This is a genomic window from Draconibacterium sediminis, assembly GCF_000949475.1.
Classification (GTDB): domain Bacteria; phylum Bacteroidota; class Bacteroidia; order Bacteroidales; family Prolixibacteraceae; genus Draconibacterium; species Draconibacterium sediminis.
This window is the reverse complement of the sequence record NZ_JRHC01000003.1, coordinates 539,798-564,783: the sequence shown is the minus strand read 5'-3', so window position 1 is coordinate 564,783 and position 24,986 is coordinate 539,798. Positions and strand designations below refer to the sequence as shown.

Below are 24,986 nucleotides of genomic sequence, written 5' to 3'. Positions count from 1 at the left end.
GGTTAAAGCCCCAATCAAACATCCAAGCAGTGCGCTACTCATAGCCCAGCCCTGCAGAAAAGGACTTTGGCTGATATGAAAAAACTGCTCATAAAACGGTTTGGCTCCGCCAATTACTACCCAATCATATCCAAACAGAAGACCTCCCATGGCCGACACCATTGAGATCATAAATATGTACCTTGTGTTTAAATTATTCATCCGATTAATAATATTTTTTTCTATTCCGTTTATTGAAACGCCTACTCGCTGAGAGGCTTCGTTTCTAGAAAATGTTATTTTATTTTTGTGGGCAACGACGCCTCCAAATCAGTCAACCAGGCGTCTAATTCCTGTTCAAGATGATTTACAACCTCTGCTTCAACATCCGAAAGATCTTTGGTTTCTCCTATGTCGTCTTTCAGGTTGTAGAGTTCTGATGTATTCGTTTCGTAATTTTTAATCAACTTCCAATTACCACTCCGAATGGCAGAGGCAGGCTTCCCACCCTGCGGACTATAATGTGGATAATGCCAGCATACCACTTTGCGATCAAATCCCTCGCTTTGTTTTAAGAGAGGTACCAGGCTTTCACCATCTGTTTCTTGTTTCGGATGAGCAATACCGGTCATTTCAACGATTGTCTTATAAAAATCAGTAGTTAACACCGGCTCGTTGCATTTACTTTTTGCCGGCGTCACACCAGGCCAGATCACAAACATCGGTTCACGAATTCCACCTTCATACATCCAGCCTTTACCACCTTTGAGTGGCAGGTTAGATGTTGGAGCAGAGTTCGTTGAAAGTCCTCCGTTATCAGCTGTAAAAATTATAATGGTATTGTCATCTACACCTGCCGCTTTTAACTCTGAGGTAACTTTTCCGATAGCTTGATCCATAGCTTCTACCATTGCGGCGTAAACTACGTTACTTTGATTGGTTCTCAGCTTTCTGTCACCAAAATCGACAAACTCGTCTCCCAAATTCAGTGAGTCTCTTTTTTGTTGATACTTGGCAATTAATTCTTCCCTTGCCTGAAGCGGAGTGTGAACCAAGTACATAGGATAATAGATAAAGAAGGTACTATCTTTATTTTCCTGAATAAACCTTCTGGTTTCATCAACAAGACGATAAGGCAAATATTCTCCTTTCGGGCCATCTGTTAATCGTGGATTTCCATAAGGAGAGAAATACCCGTCGTACTCGTCGTTTAACGGAGGATGCCCCATGGCAAAACCACCTCTATTTATGTCGAAACCCTGATTTTCGGGCCAGTATTTTTCGTCGTGTCCCAAATGCCATTTCCCTGCGATAAAAGTTTTATAACCATTATCACGTAAAGTTTCTGCAATTGTGTACTCCTCAAGTGACATGTGTTCAACGTAGGAAGCTGGTTCCAAGGTACGATCTGAATGTCCCATCCATCCAGGAAATGCAGCACCTGGCTGCGGAGCTCCAAACCAATCTGTATTTTTAGTACGTGCCGGTGTTTTTCCACACATTATACTTGAGCGTGTTGGCGAACAAACCGGGCTTGCAGCATAAGCATCTGTGAAAGTCATCCCCGAAGCCGCCAAGGCGTCAATATTTGGCGTTTCATAAAACGAACTACCGGTATAACCTAAATCCATCCATCCCAAATCGTCGGCAATTATTAAGACTACATTAGGCTTTTTAACTTCCTCCTTTTGCGTGATTTTACAACCACACCAAGCCACGGACAGAAGAATCACGAATATTAAATTTATTCTCATCATACTCCTTAATTTTGGAAATCCCCTTTAATTCACAACCAACGTTGTAACCGAACGCTGTGGAATAATAAGATGATCCAACTCAACATTATTTTTTTCTAAATCTCTTTTATTGTCGGTTATATACATTTCCGCATCAGCGGATTTTAGTCCGTTTATAGTAATCGGTATATCTTTATTCAAGTGGTTTATAAAAACTAATACTGTTTTATCGCCAGATTCGTCTTTATAGGCTGAAACCTGTAGGTCAGTAGCCTGTTCAACCCGACTTAATCTGTTATTTATTTTTGCACCTATTCTTATCATTCCCGGTCTAACAAAACGCGAATAGTTTCCGAAAGCCCACAAAAGCTTGGTTTCAGTCACATTTCCATCATATCGTAAATCATAGTTGAGTTGACTCGTATCGTTTTCTACACTATTACCATCACCATCATCCAAATGAATTAGACCGTCTTTAAAATTAAACTGCGATAAAGCTGTCCACCATTCCCACGAACAGGCATTTGCAATGGTTAAGTCTGAATGAATTACGCGTGCCACATACAATGCCGTTGGCATTCCTAAATCACGTCCCCATCCTCCCTTTATTTCAGGGTTCTTTTCGAGAATACAAAATTCGGTTTGGTGGTAATCCAGGTGTGGATTTATCTCCTGAATTCGTGCAGCTAGTTTTTCGCGATATAAAATCTGCTGATCAATAGGCCAGGTTGTAAAATACGAGTGAGAGGTTATGGCATATTCAAGATTCGGAAAATTCCCCAAGTATAAATCTGACTCTGGATTAAAGAACACATTAATCTGATCGCCATTATTGTTTTTTCCTTTTTCTTCATACAAATATCCCACATCTCCGGCTTCGCCAACCAATAACCTTGTATTACTATTTCTTGAGGCCAATTCATCAGAAAGAATCTTAACATATCGGTACAATTCTTCATTTGTAGCCGGTGTACCTTCCTGATTGTTTTTATCCCATGCCCACTGTGGTTCATTAAAAGGACTCAGAAAATCAAAATGAATGTTCTCGTTTTTCTCAAAATATTCAATCACGTCAACCAAATATTTTGAGTAAGCACCGTAGTACTCTTGTTTCAGATTAAAGCCCAACTCACCTTTTGTAGCATGTGCCAAACCATTTTTTGTATAAAATACAGGTGGTGAAATTGTATAGGCAGTAAAACAAGGAACTCCTTTTTCCTTTGCTTGTTGTATAAACCAGCGCTGACCTTTATATTTTCTCCAGTCGTAATTACCATTCTCGTCCAGGAAACATTCTGACCGGCGCCAAACATTCTGAATATCTGAACTATCGCCTTGTTCTGCCGAACCTGCCCCCAGGTAAAAACGCCAGTTTGAAAGGCCTATTCCTTTGGGATTTCCATCTTCATTATTTTCTAGGCTAAAAAGTAATTCTGCAATTTTTTCTCTTTTGTCAAGGGGCCAATTTTCCCCCACAAACTGACATCTCCACGAATCAGAGGCACCAAAACTGTGTATTTCCTGATACGTTTTTTGAGGATTTACCTCTATAACTACTTTCGAACCTTCCTGTGCATATACACGGAAAGTCATCAGAATTACAACTAGTATTGTTAAACGTACTAACATATTTTATAACTTCTTTCTATTGTTTTGTTACTACTACTTTATGTGTTTCCTTAACATTATTTCCCTCTCCTGTAACCAAATACACTCCTTCCGGCAAACTTGCTGTTTGAAATGATACCTTTTCCTGCATGTTGTCTGTCTGAATACTAGTAATAAGCTTTCCGGAAATGGAATACAACTTAACTTGTTTAAATTGATTCTGATCATTGAATGAAACAATAATCTTTTCATCAGAGGAGCGACACCAAGCCTTAAATCCAGACTCTCTAATCAATTTTCCGGAAGAGGTTTCCAACTCTAAATCAGCAGTATAAGTCACTACTGAATGTGCAGGAATTATTAATTCCCCATTGGGTAAATCAATTTGCTGTTTCGATAAATTTGTGTACTTATCGGTAAGGTAAAGCGCTTGCTTTTTAAGCGATTTTCCTACATTATTTTTCAGGGACAACTTTATCTTTCGGGCCTGTTCAGTAACATTTACAGCCACTACAACCAACTTATTCTCTTCGCTGTTTGTAAAAGATGAAAATATAACATCGGAAGTTTGTTCGAATGCGCTCAGGTTATCCGAACGGAATGTACCGAGTCTGGTCATTCCTGGACGAATAAAATGGGAGAAATTACCCAGAGAATAAAATAGTTTATTCAGGTGGTATTCACCATCCGAATTATCGTCTTTGGTAAGTGCTTCAATAATGCAGAATCGTGATTCGCCATTGTGTTTTCCCAATCCGAACGTGCTCCACCATTGCCAGCCGGTTATATTTGCCACATTTAAATCGGTACCAATTACTTTTGATAAGGCCAATGCACACTCCATTTCAGTAAGTTTGTATCCATCGGGGTAACCTGTGCGATAACCATTTCCCAACAGAGAATATTCGGTTTGCCAGGCTTCAGGAACAGGAGTTAATGTTTGTGACCTATCGTATAATTCTTCTCGTTGATAAACCAGCTCAGTGCCAAAATCTTTCCAATAACTGTGGTATGATACAATATTTGCAAACGATGGTTTACCCACCAAAGAAAGAGTCGAATACTGATTCCAGAATTTATAGAGTTGGTTTGAGGCATGCCCGGTACCACTGGTGTGATAATGAACAGAACCTGCTTCGGAAATAAATAACTTTGTATCGAGGTTACGGGTACTGAATTCATTATCGATGGCCACAACAACATCATGGATTTCCTGGTTGGTCCAGGGAGTTCCTTCCTGCGACACAGTTCCTCCTTCGGTTTCGGGCGCCCATCCGTATTGTGGTTCATTTAATGGGCTAATGTAATCGAAATGAATACCCTCGCTCTCAAAATGCTGAGTTACATCGGCCAGAAATTTGGCAAAATCGTCGAAATATTCCGGTTTTAAAATCGTTTCCATGGGTGTTCCATAATCGCGGAAACCCAGGTTGTTTTTTGTGTATTGAACAGGGGGACTGTTTTGCCAGCCAATAATGTGGTTTATTTTGTAATCAAGAGCCGCTTTTTTTAAAAACCACTGCTGACCAATTTGTTTCTCCCAATTATATGTTCCATCGTTGTTTAAAAACCCCTCCGTTCTGCGATGCTCACTGCTTATTCGGCTTGCATCTCCTTGTTCTGCAGTTCCTGCACCAATGTTAAAACGCCAGGCCGACAAACCTATTCCTTTCGGATTTCCATTGGTATCCTTTTCAGCGCTAAACAGCAGCTCGGCTAGTTTCTCCTTTTTGTCTTCGGGCCAGTATTTTCCTATGCGCTGGGTGTTCCAACCATCCGACGAGCCAAAATTCTTGATGGTTTGTTTTTTATCAGCTAAATCAATTTCAAGTTGAATTGGATTATCCGAAGTTTCCCAAACGGTTTGAGCGTTTTCGGGGGCGGGAATGTCAGTCCCCTGTGATAAAGCCAATATCTGGTTTGCAGCCAATGCTTTGTCAAATATTTTTATGTCATCTAAACGAGCCGAAATATAGAAATTATCAGACCGGTGTGGATTTCCGCCTAAAAATAATGAATCGGTAGTGATCGATTCCGGAGTAAAATTGAGGTAACCTTTGGATTCTGCAACACCATCGATGTAAACAGTGACCAATTTATCCTGAAAAGTAATGGCAATATGCATCCAATAGTTTTTCAGAAGAGGGCGTGCACTTACTGCATCGTAAGTACCGTATTCTTTGTTTTGGCTTATCAAAGAACACATGTTATTTCCCCAGCCATTTTGAGGTGTAAAAAACAGGTTTGAGTTGGTAGTTGCATCGTGTAACTCAAATAACTGATGCCACGAACCGGCATTTGTATTTTCCCAGTAAAAGAAAAAAGAAATGGTACAACTATCTGAATCTAACAGTTGTTTATTAAAAGCAGCATAGCTTTTTGAATCAGAACTAAAACGAAGCACGGTACCTCTTTCTGAATCATTGTATAAGCTTGTTTGGTTCCGAAGAAATAACTCGGAATATTCCTTCTCATCTGCAACATTATCATTATTAAATGAATAATAGGCAATAGGTTCAATATTATTTTGCCCAAATAAATTTGCAGAAAAAACAGAGATTATAACTATAGTAATATTAAGCTTTAAAAGCAAATGCATCCTTTTAATATAAGTTGAAAATAGGTTGAACATCAAAAATTGGGAAAAAGAAGATGTTGCTTTCAACATCTTCTTTTCAAACTAAACTAAGAACTATACTAATTAACGATAACCTTTTCGGTATCAATAAATCCATTTTCAGTTAATACACGTACAATAAAAATCCCTTTTCTCATTGGGATAGACAACGTTGTGGTTCTTGTTTCTTTCTGATCGACCAATGCTCCTGTAATGCTATAAACCTGATAATTAACAATCTCCTCGTTTGATTGAATGTTTAAACGTTGATTGTTCTGCCAGTATTTAATCTCGTTGTCGAACTTTTGTGTTTGGACATCAGTGACAAACATTTGACTAGGGGTTGGTTCAACCACTTCGTAAACCGGAGTAATTGATTTGATTAGAATCTGAAACTCATCATATATTATCCAATTGCCAGCAGGTACTCCATTGTCATCGCCTTGTCCTCTCATACCAAAATCTAAAGCACCATCGGTAACAGCGACCTCAATTTCGGCTTTCGATAAGTCTTGTTCACCATTGTTATAAAGAGGAAGCGGCAAATCAACAACGTTAGCCCCGCTTTCGGCAAACAAACCAATCGTACCTTCAGCACTATTTCTATACACGCAACTAATTTTGTACGTTCCGTTAAGCATATTGCTCATTGATTGGTAGAACTTCATCTGATAGTCGGAACCTCTCCACCAGGTAATACTTCGCGAAGCATCTATTCCTCTGTTTTGGGCATAGGCAGCTTCCGGTGTCGGAGATTCAACAAGCCAATTGGCAAGGTCTGCATCAAAACCACCATTAACAACAGGTACATCTGGCATTCGTGTTACTTCAAATTCATCAAAAATTATCCAGTTTCCTGCCGGTACTCCATTGTTTTCACCTTGTCCTCTTACACCAAAGCTTAAAGTACCATTGGACACGGCTACCACAATCTGGGCTTTCTTTAAATCCTGTTCTCCATTATTGTAAAGTGTAAGTGGCAAATCAACAACATTAGTTCCACTTTCAGCAAACAAACCAATCGTGCTATCAGCACTATTTCGATAAACGCAACTAACTTTATATGTTCCATTTGGCATATTGCTAATCGTTTGGTAGAACTTCATCTGGTAATCGGCACCATTCCACCAGGTAATACTGCGTGAAGCATCAATTCCCCTATCTTGGGCATAGGCCGCTTCAGGAGTTGGAGATTCTACAATCCAATCGGCTAAATCGGAATCAAAACCGGCATTTTTTATCGCTACATCTGCCGACAGTTTTACTTCAAATTCATCAAAAATTATCCAGTTACCGGCAGGTACACCATTATTTTCACCCTGCCCTCTAATACCAAATCTTAGAGTACCATCGGTTACCGCAACCTCGATTTCGGCTTTTGTTAAGTCTTGTTCGCCATTATTATAAAGGGGAAGTGGCAAATCAACAACGTTAGCCCCGCTTTCGGCAAACAAACCAATCGTTCCTTCAGAACTATTTCTATAAACGCAACTAATGTTGTAAGTTCCATTTGGTATATTGCTTATGGATTGGTAAACCTTCATCTGATAGTCAGCACCTTTCCACCACGTAATACTGCGAGAACCATCAATTCCCCTGTTTTGACCATAAGCAGCTTCGGGAGTCGGAGATTCAACAATCCAATCGGCTAAATCTGAATCAAAACCAGCATTTTTTAACTCAATCGGTGTATCACCGGCTTCCAACGCTTTTTGAAAAACTTTTATGGCATCTTGCATTTCAGCAAGAGCTGCATCTAAATCTGCGATAGAATTGCCACTACTATTAATAACTGCAGTAATGTTTTGTATAACAAGTAACAGGGCATCTTTTGCCTCCTGAAATTCTTGGGTTGCATCAATCAGCTCATTAGCTGCAATAATTTCAGTAATTATTCCTTGAGTGCTAGTTAAATGTTCGATAGCAAAAGTATAATCGCTTACACCAGCAGTATCATTTGCCAATACAGCTTTTGCGGTATCCATTGAAACCATCAATCCAGAAGAAAGAGCAGCGTCTTGTTCTGCCAGGGTTTCTCCATATGTTTGAGCGGCAAAAATAGCCTCAACTACTTTTCTGGCATTATTGATTTTTGTTTCAACAGATCCAATCTCATCATAAACAAGGTCGTCGGAATTTAAGAATTGCTCCGCATCATTAATCAGAGCATTAAAAGAAGCTTTAACTTCATCGTCAACATTTGTTGTATCGATAAAAGCCCTGGCATCGTTTACAACGGTTACTAATCCCACCGACTGATTAAAAAGATTTACCACAGAATCAATATGAGTCTGGAAGTTCAGCATTTCACCATCGGTTCCAAACACCCGTATTTCACGCGCTTTTTCCAAGATGTAGAATAAATCATAACGTGCCTTTTCCGGAGCATTGGGATTGCTGTTGTATAATTCATCCCCCCGAACAATTGATTCTTCATAAAGTGCTATTGGATTAAACTCTATCACTTTAAATACCATATTAACCATATTCTCTGGGGTAATATCATCACTCTTCACATCACCAAAATCAGCTTGCCCATTTTCATCAACATTAAGCGCATCGGCACCGGGTGTATAGTTAATGCCATAAAGCGATCCATCGGTAGGTTTTTCAATGGTTACCAGTTTGTAATACTCATCCGTAACTTTTACAAACTTAAACTGCATTTCTTTATCCGACCTTGGATCTCTATTAGCTGCATCAGTGAAATATGCATACCAGTTATACGACATCAAGTGATGCGTATTGCCAAATTCATGATTTACAATACTAAAATACCCGGGGTACATTTCAGTAGCTTCGAACGACCAAAGTTGTTTTGCCGAGCCATCAAAATAATCGCCTGTAAAAATCATATATTGCCAACCAGCAGGATTTTCATATTGCAATACTTTCTCGTTTGTTTCTCCATCATAAATCTGGAGATAGTATTTTGTTCCATCTGTTTTTACGGGGATGTCGTCCTGTGCAAAAGCCGGAAAGGACATCAATATTGTGAATATAAATATTATATATTTCATCATCTTAAATTTTTGATTTCATTAAACCTACCAACCAGTATTTTGAACAAGGCCATTGTTCACGTCACGTTGTGGAATCGGATATAAATTCATTCGATCTTCGAAATAACGGTCTTCCAGTTTTTGCTTTACGTAATTGAATGTTCCGTCGGCATTTTTAGTAACTTCCATTTTATAAACGGGTTGGCTCAAAACCTCTTCGGCAATTCCCCAACGACGTAAATCCCAGGCACGTTGCCCCTCAAATGCCAGCTCGATAAAACGTTCTTCACGGATACGTTCTCTAAGTTCTTCTTGTGAAAATCCCGTCAGCGGTAATTCTTCCAAACCACCATGTCGTACAATGGTTTGGTTTAAAATAGTTGTTGCAGTTAAATATGAGTCGCCACGCGTGGTAGGTCCCCAAACTTCGTTCACTGCCTCTGACCAAATAAGAATTATATCGGCAAAACGGAAGATAGGCCATTCGCGGTTTGAACCTTGTCCCTGACGAAGGTCTAAAGTTGGATCCATGTATTTTTTCAGATAATATCCGGTTTTGGTTCCATAATCGCGATCCATTCCATCACGCCCTCCTCTAAAAATCTCTATTTTACGGGGTTCTACATTTCGTTCATTCCAATCAGCCCCATTGTATAAAATTGTTTGTTTTAATCGATCGTCGCGATTCTCATAAGGATTGGCAGGATCGTAACCCGAATTTGGATCATCGATTTTTAATCCGTTTTTCATTCGATAGGCATCCACCAGGTTTTGAGTTGGATTTGTACTTCCCGAGGAAACATCAATTCCCTCAGCTCCAATTGGAAAATTCCGTTTTTCAAGAGCATTGATATTTTTATGACGGTAACCTAAAATTACTTCAGGGCTTGTGCCATCATAAGTATCGTAAGGACCAAATGAAAATATTTTATCAAACGCAATATCTTGGGCCGTTACTGCTACTGCTTTCCAGTAATTCATTTGTTCTGATGAACCTTCTGTAATGTCCGTGTTGTAAATTGGGCTTGCCAATAATACTTGCGTTTTACATTTTATTGCTTTTGCCGCAGTTCCATTCGGACGTCCCTGGTCTGCACCTTCATCCAACAACGGAAGTAGTTCATTGTCTATTAAATAGTCGCACTCGCTAATAATATAATTTGCACATGCTGTAAAAGAAGACCTGTCGGCATCGAAAGTATCATTATCAATATCGTCTAATGTCTGAACAGCGTTGTCGCCAACCAATACTACTCCACCGTAATGTTTTACCAGTTCGTAGTAAAATAAAGCACGTAAAAAACGAGCTTCCGCCTTAAAATACTCCAGCCTCGAAAGGTATAGTTCACGTTGGCTGGGTTCGAAAGTATCGTAAGTAATATTTGCTGTTTTTTCCAGAAACAAATTTACCTTATAAATACCACCATAGTAATGGTTCCAAATATTATCAATAAATCCGGTAGTTGAATTCCAGTTTCCCGAATTCATGTTTTGCACTGATGTTCTTGCGTTCGAATTTTCAGCTTCATCGGTGGCATTAGCGTAAAAAGTCCAGCCAAATTCCCTGGTATTAAATCCAGATGGCATTTCGCTAATTATATCAATAACAAAATTCTCGACATAACTGGGATTGCTCCACAACAAATCATCGGTAATCCCGGTATCTTGTTCCATTTCCAATTCCTGACAAGCTGTGAAAAACAGAAGAATTGAAACTAATATCGTTGCTATTTTTGAATGATTCTTCATATCAAATTTGTTTTATCTGTTTTACGCTTAAAAGTTTAAATTAACTCCCAGTAGATACGATTTCATTGGAGGGTATCCAATAGAAGTGTATTCTGGATCGGTATAGTCCCAGATACTGAAAGTTAGTGCATTGACGGCCCTTACAAATACTCGTGCTTTTTCCATTTTTATACGGGCAACAGTTGTTTCGGGCAACGTATAACCCAACTCAAAGTTTCTCAGTTTTACAAAATCTCCCTTTCTAATCCAGTACGACGATGCTTGATAATTATTCATATTGCTAAGCGAAAGGGTTGGGAATCCATCTTCGGCAACAATCTCGTTAACAGCATTACCGTGGATAAAAGGTTGAGCCATTGCATTGCCTGAAAGGTTTATATCCTTATTAAATTGTCCTTGCAAAAATGCCTCTGCATCAAAGTTGTTCCAGGTAAAACCAAGTTTTAAACCCAAATCCATGTTGGGACGCCAATCTCCTATAACAACCATATCTCTTGAATCGATAATATTGTCGTTATTTTGGTCGGCATATTTTAAATCGCCAATCCGTGGTGTACCGAAGGTTTGCTCTGGTGATAATTGAATATCATCATCACTTTCAAAATAGCCAATCGATTCTAAACCATAAATTGCAGTATTAGAGTTACCTGTTTTATTCAAGTATTCCAACTCGCCAGAATTTAAAGCTTCTCCCATCTCGTCAATAGTATTTGTGTAATACGAGAACATTAAATCGGCGTACCAGTTAAAACCATCATTCTGCGAAGCATATCCAATTTTAAAATCGAAACCTCTATCAGTCATCTGACCAATATTTTCGTAAGGAAGTGTTGCTCCCGAAACCGCTGGTTTTGTGTAATCAATGGTAAGAACATCGCTATGTTTGTTCAAAAAATAATCGGCTTCAATAGAAATGTTTCCAAAAAGTTCCAAATCAACCCCTACATTGAATTTTTTAGCTATTTCCCAGCCAATATCTTCGTTTGCCAACATGCCCGGCTGTAATCCGCCAAACCACGACCAATTGGTACCAATTGGGAAACCACCACCTCCAGTATAAAACTGTTCGAAAGGATACCTGCCATTTACATACCGGTTATAACCGTTTATACCGTATGATGCCCTAAGTTTTCCATAAGTGAAAGTTTTGCTCTCGCTGGCAAATTCTTCGTTAGAGAATACCCATCCGGCAGACACTGAAGGGAAAAAGCCGTATTTATTACCATCGGCATATTGGTCGGAGCCAAAATAACTTGCAGCTACTTCTAACAAATATGTATCGTTTTTCGAATATTGAATCCTCGCACCATAATTATTAGTTAAATATGGTGACAGATCACTATTTGCCCGGTATTGTTTGTCGCTTTGCGCACGCAATAAAACATCAAGTTTATTACCATTCGATTCAGGCATTTTATATCGAATATCTGCGTCAAAGCTAGCATATCTTGTACTAGAAGCATTGCTCCACTGGTTGTATTGGGTATCTTCTCTATAAGAGTAATAATTGTAATCGTCACCTGTACCGGGTGCAATCTGTTTTACTACAAAATAGCGCCAGTTGCCGTCGCTATTTACTGCTCCATTGTCGAGCACATAGCCCAAGCTTACCGATAAACCTTTGGTAATAACATCCAAATCTTGTTTTAACCTAAATCCTGCATTCAAAAACTGGTCCATAGCTGTATTTCTACCACCGGTTTCTAGCATTCCCAAAGGATTATTTAGATATATAGACGAACCACCATAACTACCATCTGGATTAACCGGATTCATCGCATTTGGCGGAAGGGTTAGTAATGAAGTCCATATCCTACTGGTATTATCGGCAGGATAAACATTTCGGTTAATGCTTCCGGCTAAATCCAACGAAAACAAGGTACTTTTTGTAATGTTCACATCAATATTCGAGCGAATATTCATTCGCAGTACATTTGGATTTGCTTTAAAATCGGGATTTTCAGGTTTGTAAATACCGTTGTTGTACAGAAATCCGAAGTTAACAAAGTAGCGAACAAACTCCGAACCTCCCAGAAATTCAACGTTTGCTTTAGACAAATTGGTATAATCTTTTAACACCAAACCTTGCCAATCCACATCGGGATAACGTGGCGAACTACCAGCTGCGGCAATATCTGCTGCTGAATATTTTTGGGGTAAACCATCGTTAACTGCTGCCTGGTTGTAGTAACTCATGTAGTCTGTAGCACCTAAAACCCCCATTGTAGCTTGTGGTGTTTGCACACCCGACTGTAAAGAAACTTTGATGGTTCCCTTTTGAATTCTACCTCGTTTTGTTGTAATAAGAATAGCTCCATTGGCCCCTTTCATACCGTAGATTGCCGTTGCCGCTGCATCTTTCAAAACAGATACTGTTTCAACTTCTTCAGGGGCAATATTGGTCATGTCTCTTTCAAAACCATCGATAATAACCAAAGGAGCTGTGTAAGAACCTCTTATACGTAATGATGGAGAATCACTACCAGGTTCGCCACTTCCCTGGTATACAAATAACCCGGGAAGCTTACCAAACAAGGTATTTCCAAAGTTCGACACTGCTCCTTTAACCAGTTCTTGGCCCGATATTGTTGAAATGGCAGAAGAAATGTTTTGTTTATCCTGCTTTCCATAAGCAATGTCGATTTTATCTTTATATAATTCTTCGCTGTTCGTCGGAATGGAATCGGTTTGGGCCCACCCACTACACGTTAGTACGCTAAGAACAACTGAGAACATAAATATTTTTATATTTTTTTTCATAATAATCGCTTATTTATGTCTTTCTAAATTTGATTAGTAACCTGGATTTTGATATAGACCAGGAGTATTGTTTACCCAATTATTATGGAATGGATGGAAGTATAACCTATCATCCCACTTATTGGTCCACCCCAAATCTTTTCTGGATACTACTCCGTTATTAACAGCACATCCGGTAAATGAAACCTCAAGGTCGTCGCCATTTTTCCAGCGGCGCAGGTCGAAATAGCGGTTAGCTTCCAAATACAACTCAACTCTTCTCTCGTACTTAATTGCATTCTGAAACTGTTCTTCTGCTGTCGCACCTTTATAATTTGATGCGTCATAATCAGGCATTCCCGATCTGGTGCGTACCTTGTTTAAATAGCTGATCGCTTCGGCATTCGGCCCATCATTTGCTCTGTTTAAAGCTTCTGCATAAAGTAAGTATACATCGGCCAGTCGAATAATCGGATGAACAGGCTGATAAGTAATTGCAGAGCTTTCGCCCAATGCTTCGTTTACGAACTTACGCGCCATAAAACCACTTTTAAATCCTGACCAATCGCCATGTGTTCTGTCGGGCACCGACTTATCTAAATCGAAATTGATCAGTTTATCGTTGTAACCTTCGCCAAATGTAGCCCCGTGATATACAATATTTTGATAGAAACGGGAATCTCTGTCTTTGGCAAAGTTCTGGTCGGTATAACCGGCATCGTTACCTGCCTGAGATATATTTGGTTTAGTTCCATCAGATCCTTCGTAGCCTTCAATCGGGAATTTACCGTTACTCATTTGGTAACCATCTACATGTTGAAAAGTAGGTTGATAAGCTATATCAGCCCTGTTGTACCAACCAATTCCGTAAGGCCAGTTCATCATGGTATATGCGTAATTCCAGCTTCCTGAATTATAAATTCCAAAGGTTTGATAGAGGATGTGCTCGCTGGTTCGGTTAATGGCGAGGGTGTAAATATTTTTTTCTTTACCAGCGGCATCATAAAGTGCGTAACCAGCTGCGTTAGCGGCATCAATAGCTGCTTTACAAGCATTGGCTGCACGTTGCCAACGTTGTTGGTCGTAATTACCATAGCCTAAAACTTCGGAGTGTTCGTAGCCCGAAGCATACGATGGAGTTGGTCCATTATATAAATCGCTGGCTGCATAAACCAATACTTTTGCTTTTAATGCTAAGGCAGCTGTTTTAGTAAAACGACCTGTCCAACGGTCTTCCCACTGTTCCGGGAGTAAACTGGCAGCCAAATCTAAACGTCCTGCAATGCTATCAATCAATGCTTCAAATGGCATTCTGGGAATTGCTTCCTCTCCTCCTTCGAGCCTTGTATTAATCCATGGTAAACTTCCCCAAATCCTAAATCCTTTAAAATACTGGTAAGCAATATGTGCATGTGCTTCTCCCAACATTTGGTTGATGTAGGTTTGATCGGAAGCCGACTGTACTGGAATTTCATTCATTTTCTCGATGTATGTATTCGCCGAGCGCACCGCAGCAAACAGGTTACCGATTGGATACAGCTGACTACTGGCCGAACTCATTGTTCCATCGACATATTGCCAGTGTTTGGTCCAATTAACTTTTGGAAAATACATGTCTTCTGCCATTTCCGACCAACTTTGCCAACCAATCCATCCCCACCAGTTTAGCGGAATATTATTTGGTGCAAAATAAGTGTCTTCGTAAAGTGAGAAGATTACCTGTTGTGCATTGCTTGATGACGTGAAAACCGTATCAATAGTAACATCGCTGGCAGGTGGTTTTTCCAGAAAATCTTGTTCACAAGACACAATTAACGTAAATACGATTGCAATAAATGCAATAAACTTAAATTGATATGTAATATATTTTTTCATCTCGTATTGTATTTATATTAGAATTGTACTTGAACACCAAGGTTAAAGACTCTTGAACGTGGATATCTTAACGTACCATTTGATGTTTCAGGGTCGAGATAATCGATAGCACTGAAAGTTACCAGGTTCATGCCATTAGCATATACTCTAAAGCTTTCCAGCCCCAGCGTTTTAACAAAGTGATTTGTTTCGTCAAACGTGTAACCCAACTCAATATTTTTTAAGCGTAGGTAGCTTGCATCTCTTAACCAGTAAGAACCTGCATATTTCCAATTATTGTTATCCGAAGTCAAACGCGGAAATTCAACTCTTTCGCCTGCCGCGTATCTTTCGTCGGTATATCGGTATTCAACAAAATCTAATAATGAACCTTTAGTAGGATCCGGACTATTATCTGTTCTAATATTTATAGCATAATCAGATGCTCCTTGCAAGAATAGCGATAATGATAATTTTTTATGTGTAATTCCCGTTCTAATACCATACATAGTTTCCGGGAAATTTGGAGTACCCAAATAGCCGGCATCCATGTCAGTTATTATACCATCGCCATTTCTATCGATAAACATAAGATCTCCGGCCGATACATCGCTTCCGGTAGTAAAAATTTGATAGGCCTGATAGGTGTCTTTATCGGCTCCGGGATTTAACTCACTATAAGTTTCCCATAACTCATCGCGATAGGCATTCGCCTCCTCAACTGTTCTGAAAAAGTCTTCTTGTTGGTAGCCCCAAACTTCACCTACTCTTTTACCTGTTTTTGCGCGATACTCATAGGGCTGTGTGGGTTCATCCATTTCAATAATTTTGTTACGCGAATGGGTATAGTTCAGATCAACATTTAATCGGGTGTTACTTCCCACGTTTTTATTCCAACCCAATTCTATTTCGTAACCCTTGTTTTCTACCTGCCCTAAGTTTAGAGCCAGGGCTCCTGTTTGTTGGTACACAGGTACCACCTGTTGGTTAATCAAGATATCAGTTCGGTCTTCAGTAAAATAATCAAACTTTAACGAAATCATATCGCCTAAGAATGTCATGTCGGCACCGTAGTTAATTTTAGTAGCTTTTTCCCAGGTAACATTTGGGTTACCGGCGGCACCAGGTGTTGCAATCGGATAACTTACCATTTCGCCAGGTAATCCAAAATTAATCGGGAAACGCCCCCCCTGGTTTAGGTTATACGAGTCAGGCAAATACAAGAACCTGCGTCCACCCATCTTATCATTCCCAACCGTACCGTATGAGAATCGAAGTTTTCCATAGGAAATAAAATCTTCTCCAATCAAGCTTTTTAGCCATGGTTCTTCCGTAAATGTCCAACCAGCAGAATAGGCAGGAAAATAACCAAAACGTTGTCCTTCGGCAAAATTTTCAGAGCCATTATATCCAATATTGAATTCGAGCATGTAACGGTTTAAATAGTTATAGGTAACCCTACCAACAAGCCCCATGTATGCACGTGGAATTGCATAATACGCACTTTGCGAAAAATGTGATTTTTCGGCATTAACAAGTGCCAGTGCTGTAACGGTATGATCTTCGTTAAATGTTCGTTTATAGTTTAAAGCAAATTCATAGTATTCTTTTCTGTTTTTTCCCTGCCCTGTTGAATTATTTGGTAAAACATCTTCTTTTGCCTGATAAAAACTTACTGTTCCATCTTCATTAAGGTATGGATTCCAGTATGGAAGTCGTTTTTCATCCTTTGTCCTACTAATGTAGTTACTGAAGTAACTAACCAAAGACATGGTACCTTTTACAGACAGTCCTTTTGTTATCGCATCTAATTTCTGGTCAATAATAAAAGAATAGTCATTGGTATTTTCCATGGTCACAGCATATCCTCGCATATCGCTGTTAAGCATTACATTATTTGCATTTTCCTGCAGCATTACTAGTTTCCCATCGTGCACATATCCATCCCATGGCGACGAATGCACCAGAAGGTTCCAGTAAAAGCTTGTTGCAGGTTCTGCTCCTCTACCTAAAGCAATATTCTCATTAAAACTTCCACCTATATTAATTTTAGCGGTTGTTGTTCGGGTAAGGTTAATATCGAGGTTAGTTCGGTAGTTATACCTTTTGTAACTTGTTGATTTATCCAAATCTTGATTAAGGTTATCAAATAACCCTCCCTGATCATAATACCCCAACGAAGCGAAATACTTTAGTTTTTCGGTACCTCCCGAAACCGTAAAGTTATGTTGCTGCTGTAAGGCATAATCTTTTAACATTAATTCGGCATAATCGGTACTTGGGTAGAAAAAGGGGTCACTCGGACTTAGTGGATTTCCATCGATAACTCCTTTAAATTTATCACGAATCGATTGTGGATATGGAGCTGTGGGGTCAGTGGAATCCATTGCATACCCATTATATTCATTTAGCATGCCCGTTTGTTGGTAGGCATCCAATACCTGAATACTTCGGTTAGGAACCAATACCGCCATACTTCCCTTATACACCATTTTGGCTGGCCCAACTTTTCCTCGTTTTGTGGTAACCATAATTACCCCGTTGGCACCACGCACACCAAATACAGCTGTTGACGATGCATCTTTCAGGATAGAAAGGTTTTCTATTTCGTTAGGATCAAGAAAACTTAAGGCACTTTGGTCGCGCTCTATCCCATCAATTAACACAAGCGGATTTGAACCTGCTCCTGCATCAAGAGTAGAAATACCCCTGATCTTGATAGTGGCAGCATCTTTACCCGGGCGACCACCGGACTGGTTTGCGATTAACCCCGGTAAACGACCTGCCAGCGCCTGCGTAACATCACTAACAGGCTGCTCAACCAACTCCTCGGCAGATACAGAAGACAAAGAACCTGTTACCGTCTCTTTCTTTTGTACACCGTAACCAACAACCACAACCTCTTCCAGGTTTTCAGTTTCTTCTTTTAAAATGATATTGAATTCAGCATTCTCGCCAGAAATAACAAATTCCTGAGAGCCGAAGCCAATGTACGATACAACAACTACAGAATTGACAGGCACCTCGATATTGAAATTACCATTTACATCTGTCACGGTTCCTGTGGTTGTACCTTTAACAACGATACTTACTCCAGGTAATGGGAAATTCGTTTCGTCAACGATTGTTCCTGTAATTTTCACTCTTTGTTGAACAGCATCAATCTTATCCTTTTTGTTATACCCTGATGCATTTGCACTAAAAGCACCAACTGTAGAAAAAAGAATAAGAAAAATCCAAACAGGTCGAAGACATGCATGTTTTATGCTATTCCTGCTCCTTAACTTCATAAGCTTTAGATTTTAATTCAGTTATACTTATATTAATAATAACAGCAACAAAACTATAGTGTTTCAAGGTGCATGTAAATGGACAATTATATTCATTTTTGTACAATCCGATTATTTTTGAAATAAAATTGCATTGATTAAATATTCAAATTATTTACAATAAATTTTTATTTCATAACTCAAACAGCATACATAGAGGGCACACAAACAACAAATTATACCACTAAATAACAATGACTTACACAAATACCAATTATCTAAATAATCAAAAACAGATTAGCACCTAAATGTTTCAAATAAACATTAACGAATACTCCGCATATATATATTTAGACAATATGATTATATTTAACACAAATTAACAAGATTGATATATTGAAATAATATGAATGTTGAAACAGACATAAACCCGACATCCCCAAATGAAGGTAAACCTGATAATTTTACAGGAGACAGAAGTGTTGTTTTATCTAAAAAACAGTTGAAAAACATTCGGGAAAATCCGTTGATAAATGGATTGTTTATAAAAGCAATTGGATTTTACCCACATGCAAATCATCACTTCAGAAAAAGAAAAAAGGGAATTACCGATAACATACTCATCTATTGCACTAATGGTAGGGGAACTATCCTCATTGATAACAAAGAGTACAATCTCGAACCAAATAGTTTTTTTATTATCCCTTCGAACAGAGCACATACATATTGGGCGTCCAAGGTTAGTCCCTGGTCAATATATTGGTTGCACTTTGAAGGAGAACGAAGTTCATATTTTGAAGATTACTTTGAGAAAATTATAAAAATAAGCCAATCAAATCAGTCAAGAATTGATTATCGAATAAATCAATTCAATGAGTGTTTATCTGCTCTTGAATTAGGTTTTTCCAGAGATAGTATCAATTATGCCAACCTTAAACTGAACAGTTTACTGGCATCGTTTTTTTACATCGAAACCTACAGAGCGGTAAAAGGGCTGCGGGGAACCAACCCTGTTGATCAGGCAATTATATTCATGCAGCAAAACATTTGTGAAATAATAAAAATTTCAGATATATCCAATCACGTGAATTTGTCGGAATCCCATCTCACAAAAATCTTCAGAAATAAAACAGGAACCTCTCCAATGGACTATTTTATTAACCTAAAAATGCAGGAAGCTATTCGTTTACTAATGAGCCAAACATTAAAAATAAAAGACGTAGCTTATAAATTAGGGTATAAGGACCCCTATTATTTTACCCGTATTTTCACCAAACACATTGGCACCAGCCCTGGATCTTTGATTAAAATGAGTAATCGATAGTATATCTGATTAGTAACAATTGAAGAAAACGAAGAATGTTTTTTGGAGGTAATGTACTGTGAATCTAAAGATAAAATGCCCGAAGAAATTCATTAGATGAAAGCTATCAGGCATTTCAACTGTATTATAACTCCTCTAATTTAGGTTCACAGCCTTCAACATATTCTCTACTCTACAGTTTTGTTATCTACTCATCAAACATATTCTGTTCCGGAATAATTCTTTGACCTTAGCCTTACTATCTTTCTATCACTTTGCTTGCTTTATGACCAATCCGGTGTGCTTTTACCACTACTTTAGCTCCTTCCGGTAATGTGAATGGTTTCTGGTAGACACTCCACGACATTGGCGGCATGCCATCAATATCAATAATTTTATAGCCAATTGAAGCTCCTTCTGTAGGGCAGGAAATACTTACTTCACCGTCGACTATTGAAATTACAGGACCGGCTGTTTCCGGTTGTTTTTCAGCACCATTCCAAAGCTGCTCAATCAACTCAGATTCAGGCAGATTGGGCTGGTCTCCAATTTCGGCAATCCATCGATCCATTTCGTTACTTAATTCTTCTAATTTTTCTTTGTATGCCGCGTCATCTGCCAGATTGTTCAATTCATGTGGGTCTACCGAGCAATCAAATAACTCTTCAATGGGTTTATGTTCTCTAAACCACTGTTCCTGAATACTGTCCAATTTCCCGTCTTTGTGCAAACGTAACAACTCCTGCATGGTTGGATTATTCTCTCTATATACTATGGGCAGATAATAACCTTGTTCCGGTCTGTAATTACGAATGTATTTAAAACGCTCATCACGAACCGCACGAATGGCATCGGTAAACCCATCGAAACGATCAGCGGCAGCGTGTATATACTTGCGTTTTTGTGATGAAATATATTCACCGGTAAAGGCTCGTCCCTGCAAATATTCGGGTGGTTGAACTCCTGCCAGGGATAGCAAGGTTGGAGCAAAATCGACAAAACTGATAAGTTGCTCATCTTTTGTTCCAGCCTGTTGTTTTTCAGGAAATCGCATTATCATAGGTGTGTTTAACCCTGAATCATATATTAATCGCTTTTGTCTTGGATAAGGGCCACCATGATCGCCATAGAAAAAGATGATTGTATTCTCCAATAATCCATCTTCTTCCAACTGTTTCAATACGGCGCCAACCTGCCGATCCATCTCGGCGATATTGTTGTACTCTTTCCACATATCACGCCGAACAGTATCAGTTGCAGGCAAATATGGCGGAATATCAAAATTTGTATCTTTTGACAAGTGTACCGGAGTTTCCTCTTCCGTCATTCGATCATTCTTCCATTTATAATTTCTTTCGCCTTCGTGAAAATGTCTGGTTTCAACATGCCTGAATCCATAAGGCTCGAACAATCCCGATTCATGCGTATCGGTAAAATTAAAGACAGCATAAAAAGGTTGTCCTTCCGCTTTGTTTCGCCAATGGGCATACGGACTACATTCATCCCACGCCGTAACAGGTTCCTTAAACTGGTAGTCAGTTTTATAATTGTTGGTACAATAGTAACCATTCATGCGTAACATTTCGCTAAGCATTTTAACATCAGCAGGCGGTACTGCCTCGTATGCAGGCAAGCCCGTTACATCCATATATGAATTTACCCGCATGTGATTTGCGCCAATACCCGAAGGATACATACCAGTTGCAATTGCAGCTCTGCTTGGAGCACAAACACCTGATACAGAATACAGATTAGGGTAAATTACTCCCTCGTCTGCCAATCGGCTTAAATTAGGAGTTTCGATTGTAGAATCGCCAAAAGCAGGAAGATAAGGCCCCATATCTTCGGTTACCAACCACAATATGTTTGGCTTTTCGGATATCTGTAATTGCGAATAGTTTGGTGACTTTTTTGAAATTACTTCAGTTTCTGTTTTGCTTTGGCAGGCAAAAAACAATATACTTGACAGCCCAGGCAGAATCAGAGCTACAAAAAGTTTTAGAATCCGTTTCATATGGTTTCTATTTTTATGAGTACTTATTTTTTACTTGCACCACCATAAGGATAATGAACATTCTCAGATCTCTCATTCCTAAAAATCTTCTCCATTTGCTCTACTAATTCTGGATGCTCGGCGGCAATGTTATTGTTTTCCGAAATATCAATACTTAAATCGTAAATTTCGATTGGATTCTGAAGTCCATAACGAACACCTTTCATATTTCCAATTCGGCAGGCCTGTCGGAAAGGATTTGGCTCCTGCCTAAGATTGTGATATTCCCAATTTAGAAATTCGTGACCTTCACCTGATTTTCCTGTTAAAATTGGCAAAAAGGAAACACCATTGGATTGTGACGGTTTTTCAATATGAACCACATCGGCAATCGTTGCCATAAAATCATGCCCACAACCAATGTAATCAGAAACCTTTCCCGGTTCTATTTTTCCTTTCCAATAAGCCATTGTCGGAACTCGAACTCCTCCTTCAAACACATCTCTTTTGTAACCTTTGAGATCGCCATTGCTGTTAAAAAATTCATGGTCGTGCCCCATTTCGGCATTTGGTCCGTTGTCGCTGGTAAATAGCACCAAAGTATTTTCCAACTTGCCCATCTCTTCCAGCTTCTTTAACATACGTCCAATCTGCTGATCGAGTAAAGTAATTTTTGCAGCGTGGCGGCGCTCAACGTCTGGCCAACCACGGTCGGCATACAATTCTTTATTATGGATGTATCGTTCATGCGCATGTGGTGCTCTGTAGGACATAAACAGAAAGAACGGTTTGTCTTTTTCCATTTTTGTGTCCAACCAATCGAATGCCAGTTCTGTACGAAATTCATCTTTACAATTCCATTCCGTTTCGATGTAATAAACCGAATCTTCTTTGGCGTTAATCCAGTGCATTTCTTCATCGTATTCATAGCCATCATCCGTTTTACCCCATTGCTCTTGAATGGCATAATCGAAACCCCTTGCAAAAGCCCAGGTTGATAAATCATTCTGGTCATCGATATGCCATTTCCCAATAAATGCAGTTTGATAACCTGATGCTTTTAACATTTCAGCAATGGTTACATCATCTTTTCGGATAGTAATCCGTCCAAATTTTTCCTTATCTGGTAACCAACCTCCGTTTCCCCTTACATTATTGTATGACGAGCTAATGCCGGTCATTAAGATGGCACGCGAAGGAGAACATACGGGATTACCGGCATAAAAATTTGTGAACCGTATCCCTTCTTTCGCAAAATTATCGAGCACCGGGGTTTGTATTACCTGCTGCCCGTAACAGCCCAATTCGCCATAGCCTAAATCATCAGCTAAAAGGAAAAGTATATTTGGCCTTGTATCGTTTTCTGTTTTATCACTAGCCATTTTTGTACTACAAGCTGCAAATAATATGCATGCTAAAGCAACAATTAGTTTTGGTTGTATTCGTAACATTTCTTACAAATATTTCAATATTCTTGACTTCAACTCTATTATATTTCTCTTAATTTCAGGTTCTTCCAGTGAACAATCCCTTGTTTTCCTCCGTGAATCTGAAGTCCGATAAATCCTTTTGGAAACTCATTTTTTTCATCAATCCAATAAGCAGCAGGTATACCATTTACCCAGGTTTGAAATACATTCCCCTTTACTTTAATGGTTAACCTGTTCCAACCACTTCTGTCGATAACATTTTTAAGTGCCTTGTGCTCCGGTGCTTTCAATGGGTAAAACCAGCCTCCGCAATTCTGACCATAAATTCCTCCCGACCATCCTCTTCCGTTCTTAGCTAAATCTTCCATTTCGGCTTGAGGCCCAATAACTGTATTCCGATTGAGATCTTTTCGGATTCGTGACCGTATTTGAACGCCTGTATTTCCATCTACTTCCCACTTTATTTCGCAAGTAAAAATAAAATCAACATATTCTTTCTCTGTGCACAAAAAAGTACTGGGACCTTCGCTGCAAGTGCCAACAATCTCACCATCACGTGCTTCAAATTTCATGGTTCCCTGAAGGGTTTCCCAACCCTTTAAGTTTTCACCATTAAATAAAGATATAAACTTCTTTCCCTCCAGTTTGGGTTCTTTATCTTTATTTAAAAGCTGTGTCGTTTTTTGATTTGATTGTTCATTCTGCCCAATTACGTTTTGCAACAAAGTAATCGTTACTAGAAACAGCACTATCGTTTTTAATTGTTTTTTCACTAAAAATGAATTTATTTAAAATTTACCACACTAATGCTAAAGGTAATATCTCTATTACGTTTCTTAATTACGCTCCACAAAATCCGATAAGATTTTTCGTACATCGTTGACCGTACCTGTTACTGATCCTCCATTCACGTTGGCTCCCGTAATCCAGTATAGTACCATTCCAGCATCTGAGCAGTCCCATTTCCCTTTTTGAAATTTTACGACATCGTCAACTTCTGCAATTTTACCTTGTACCCAAATTTGTTGAATTCGTGAATCGGAATGTGTTCGTGCCCACTCCCACTTTTCTATGTCAACTTTTAAATGGATGTTTTGGTCGGGAATACGAACTTCTTCCACACCAAAATCCAAGATTTCCTTCCAGCTATAAAAGTCACCTGAATCATCATTTGCCGGATGATGCGTAATTACTTTTACGTACTTGTGTTTTTCTCTAGACGTTTGAGCCAAAGCAAAACCAATAATATCGGGTTCTCCGGCCTCAATAATCCAAAGTGGGTCATCTGCCGTTGAGGCATTTATTGCTTTTTCCAAATCCTTTATGGTGGCATCCATTTGCCATTTCGCATCGAAAAAGGTAATGTTCTCGAAACCACCCCAGCGGCGGGCTGTTACATCACAGGCCGCTTGCATTAGAGCATGACGCTCAATTTCAGCCTTTGGCGAAATTTTGTTCTTAGGCGAAAATGGATTTACTCCCACCAAATCGCAACAATGCGAATAATGCACCAATCGATTTTCCAATCCGGCAGCCCGAAGTAATGCAAGTGAAACGGCCGTACCCCCCAGATCGTCAGGATCAGGTGAATTTCCATCTGCAACAATTGCTATTCGACCTGTTGGTGGATTAATTTTAACTTGAGCCATTGCCGTTGAAGCAATGCAAACACCGATTATTAGTAGAATTATTTTATTCATGATATTC

The 24,986-nt window shown here is 39.1% G+C and carries 14 protein-coding genes; 1 reads left to right on the top strand and 13 read right to left on the bottom strand.

Annotated features, from left to right (window positions below; translation table 11 throughout):
- From LH29_RS24320 to LH29_RS14480, 9 genes are all read right to left on the bottom strand, one after another.
- The coding region (locus tag LH29_RS24320) for an MFS transporter (protein ID WP_157493708.1) at positions 1-201 on the bottom strand (201 nt) is incomplete at its 3' end.
- Positions 202-275: 74 nt separating this feature from the next.
- Entirely contained in the window at positions 276-1,736 is a 1,461-nt protein-coding gene (locus tag LH29_RS14515; RefSeq protein ID WP_082063728.1) for a sulfatase, read from the bottom strand.
- Positions 1,737-1,760: 24 nt separating this feature from the next.
- On the bottom strand, positions 1,761-3,344 hold the full coding sequence (locus LH29_RS14510; RefSeq protein WP_082063726.1) for a glycoside hydrolase: 1,584 nt from the start codon (positions 3,342-3,344) through the stop codon (positions 1,761-1,763).
- 16 nt (positions 3,345-3,360) lie between these two features.
- Positions 3,361-5,922 (bottom strand): glycoside hydrolase, encoded by a 2,562-nt coding sequence (locus LH29_RS14505; protein ID WP_052670974.1) that lies wholly within the window; start codon positions 5,920-5,922, stop codon positions 3,361-3,363.
- Between the two features lie 98 nt (positions 5,923-6,020).
- Positions 6,021-8,963, bottom strand: a complete 2,943-nt coding sequence (locus tag LH29_RS14500; protein WP_157493707.1) for a T9SS type A sorting domain-containing protein — start codon at positions 8,961-8,963, stop codon at positions 6,021-6,023.
- Positions 8,964-8,987: 24 nt separating this feature from the next.
- Positions 8,988-10,691: a RagB/SusD family nutrient uptake outer membrane protein gene (locus LH29_RS23885; RefSeq protein WP_082063722.1), complete on the bottom strand. Its 1,704-nt coding sequence runs from the start codon at positions 10,689-10,691 to the stop codon at positions 8,988-8,990.
- A 27-nt stretch (positions 10,692-10,718) separates the two neighbouring features.
- Positions 10,719-13,451, bottom strand: coding sequence for a SusC/RagA family TonB-linked outer membrane protein (locus tag LH29_RS14490; RefSeq protein WP_045030977.1), 2,733 nt, complete (start codon positions 13,449-13,451; stop codon positions 10,719-10,721).
- 33 nt (positions 13,452-13,484) lie between these two features.
- Positions 13,485-15,305, bottom strand: a complete 1,821-nt coding sequence (locus LH29_RS14485) for a RagB/SusD family nutrient uptake outer membrane protein (protein WP_045030974.1) — start codon at positions 15,303-15,305, stop codon at positions 13,485-13,487.
- A 17-nt stretch (positions 15,306-15,322) separates the two neighbouring features.
- Positions 15,323-18,574 (bottom strand): SusC/RagA family TonB-linked outer membrane protein, encoded by a 3,252-nt coding sequence (locus tag LH29_RS14480; RefSeq protein WP_082063721.1) that lies wholly within the window; start codon positions 18,572-18,574, stop codon positions 15,323-15,325.
- Between the two features lie 385 nt (positions 18,575-18,959).
- On the opposite strand from LH29_RS14480, the gene LH29_RS14475 reads away from it, so the two are divergent.
- On the top strand, positions 18,960-19,877 hold the full coding sequence (locus tag LH29_RS14475) for an AraC family transcriptional regulator (RefSeq protein ID WP_045030970.1): 918 nt from the start codon (positions 18,960-18,962) through the stop codon (positions 19,875-19,877).
- A gap of 238 nt (positions 19,878-20,115) precedes the next feature.
- On the opposite strand, the gene LH29_RS14470 is transcribed toward LH29_RS14475, so the two are convergent.
- The 4 genes from LH29_RS14470 to LH29_RS14455 form a co-directional block, all read right to left on the bottom strand.
- Positions 20,116-21,870 carry a sulfatase family protein gene (locus LH29_RS14470; RefSeq protein ID WP_045030968.1) on the bottom strand — a complete coding sequence of 585 codons (1,755 nt, stop codon included), beginning with the start codon at positions 21,868-21,870 and terminating at the stop codon, positions 20,116-20,118.
- Between the two features lie 23 nt (positions 21,871-21,893).
- A complete protein-coding gene (locus LH29_RS14465) occupies positions 21,894-23,300 on the bottom strand; it encodes a sulfatase-like hydrolase/transferase (protein WP_045030966.1) in 1,407 nt (468 codons plus the stop codon).
- Between the two features lie 38 nt (positions 23,301-23,338).
- Positions 23,339-24,052 (bottom strand): 3-keto-disaccharide hydrolase, encoded by a 714-nt coding sequence (locus LH29_RS14460; protein WP_052670972.1) that lies wholly within the window; start codon positions 24,050-24,052, stop codon positions 23,339-23,341.
- Positions 24,053-24,115: 63 nt separating this feature from the next.
- Entirely contained in the window at positions 24,116-24,979 is an 864-nt protein-coding gene (locus LH29_RS14455) for a hypothetical protein (RefSeq protein ID WP_045030965.1), read from the bottom strand.
- Positions 24,980-24,986: the final 7 nt, after the last annotated feature.

Bases quoted from the DNA above. Each gene is read 5' to 3' on its own strand.
- LH29_RS14500 (WP_157493707.1), bottom strand. From the start codon at position 8,963: ATGATGAAATATATAATATTTATATTCACAATATTGATGTCCTTTCCG.
- LH29_RS14515 (WP_082063728.1), bottom strand. From the start codon at position 1,736: ATGATGAGAATAAATTTAATATTCGTGATTCTTCTGTCCGTGGCTTGG.
- LH29_RS14465 (WP_045030966.1), bottom strand. From the start codon at position 23,300: ATGTTACGAATACAACCAAAACTAATTGTTGCTTTAGCATGCATATTA.
- LH29_RS14470 (WP_045030968.1), bottom strand. From the start codon at position 21,870: ATGAAACGGATTCTAAAACTTTTTGTAGCTCTGATTCTGCCTGGGCTG.
- LH29_RS14490 (WP_045030977.1), bottom strand. From the start codon at position 13,451: ATGAAAAAAAATATAAAAATATTTATGTTCTCAGTTGTTCTTAGCGTA.
- LH29_RS23885 (WP_082063722.1), bottom strand. From the start codon at position 10,691: ATGAAGAATCATTCAAAAATAGCAACGATATTAGTTTCAATTCTTCTG.
- LH29_RS14505 (WP_052670974.1), bottom strand. From the start codon at position 5,922: ATGCATTTGCTTTTAAAGCTTAATATTACTATAGTTATAATCTCTGTT.
- LH29_RS14485 (WP_045030974.1), bottom strand. From the start codon at position 15,305: ATGAAAAAATATATTACATATCAATTTAAGTTTATTGCATTTATTGCA.
- LH29_RS14510 (WP_082063726.1), bottom strand. From the start codon at position 3,344: ATGTTAGTACGTTTAACAATACTAGTTGTAATTCTGATGACTTTCCGT.
- LH29_RS14475 (WP_045030970.1), top strand. From the start codon at position 18,960: ATGAATGTTGAAACAGACATAAACCCGACATCCCCAAATGAAGGTAAA.
- LH29_RS14480 (WP_082063721.1), bottom strand. From the start codon at position 18,574: ATGAAGTTAAGGAGCAGGAATAGCATAAAACATGCATGTCTTCGACCT.
- LH29_RS14455 (WP_045030965.1), bottom strand. From the start codon at position 24,979: ATGAATAAAATAATTCTACTAATAATCGGTGTTTGCATTGCTTCAACG.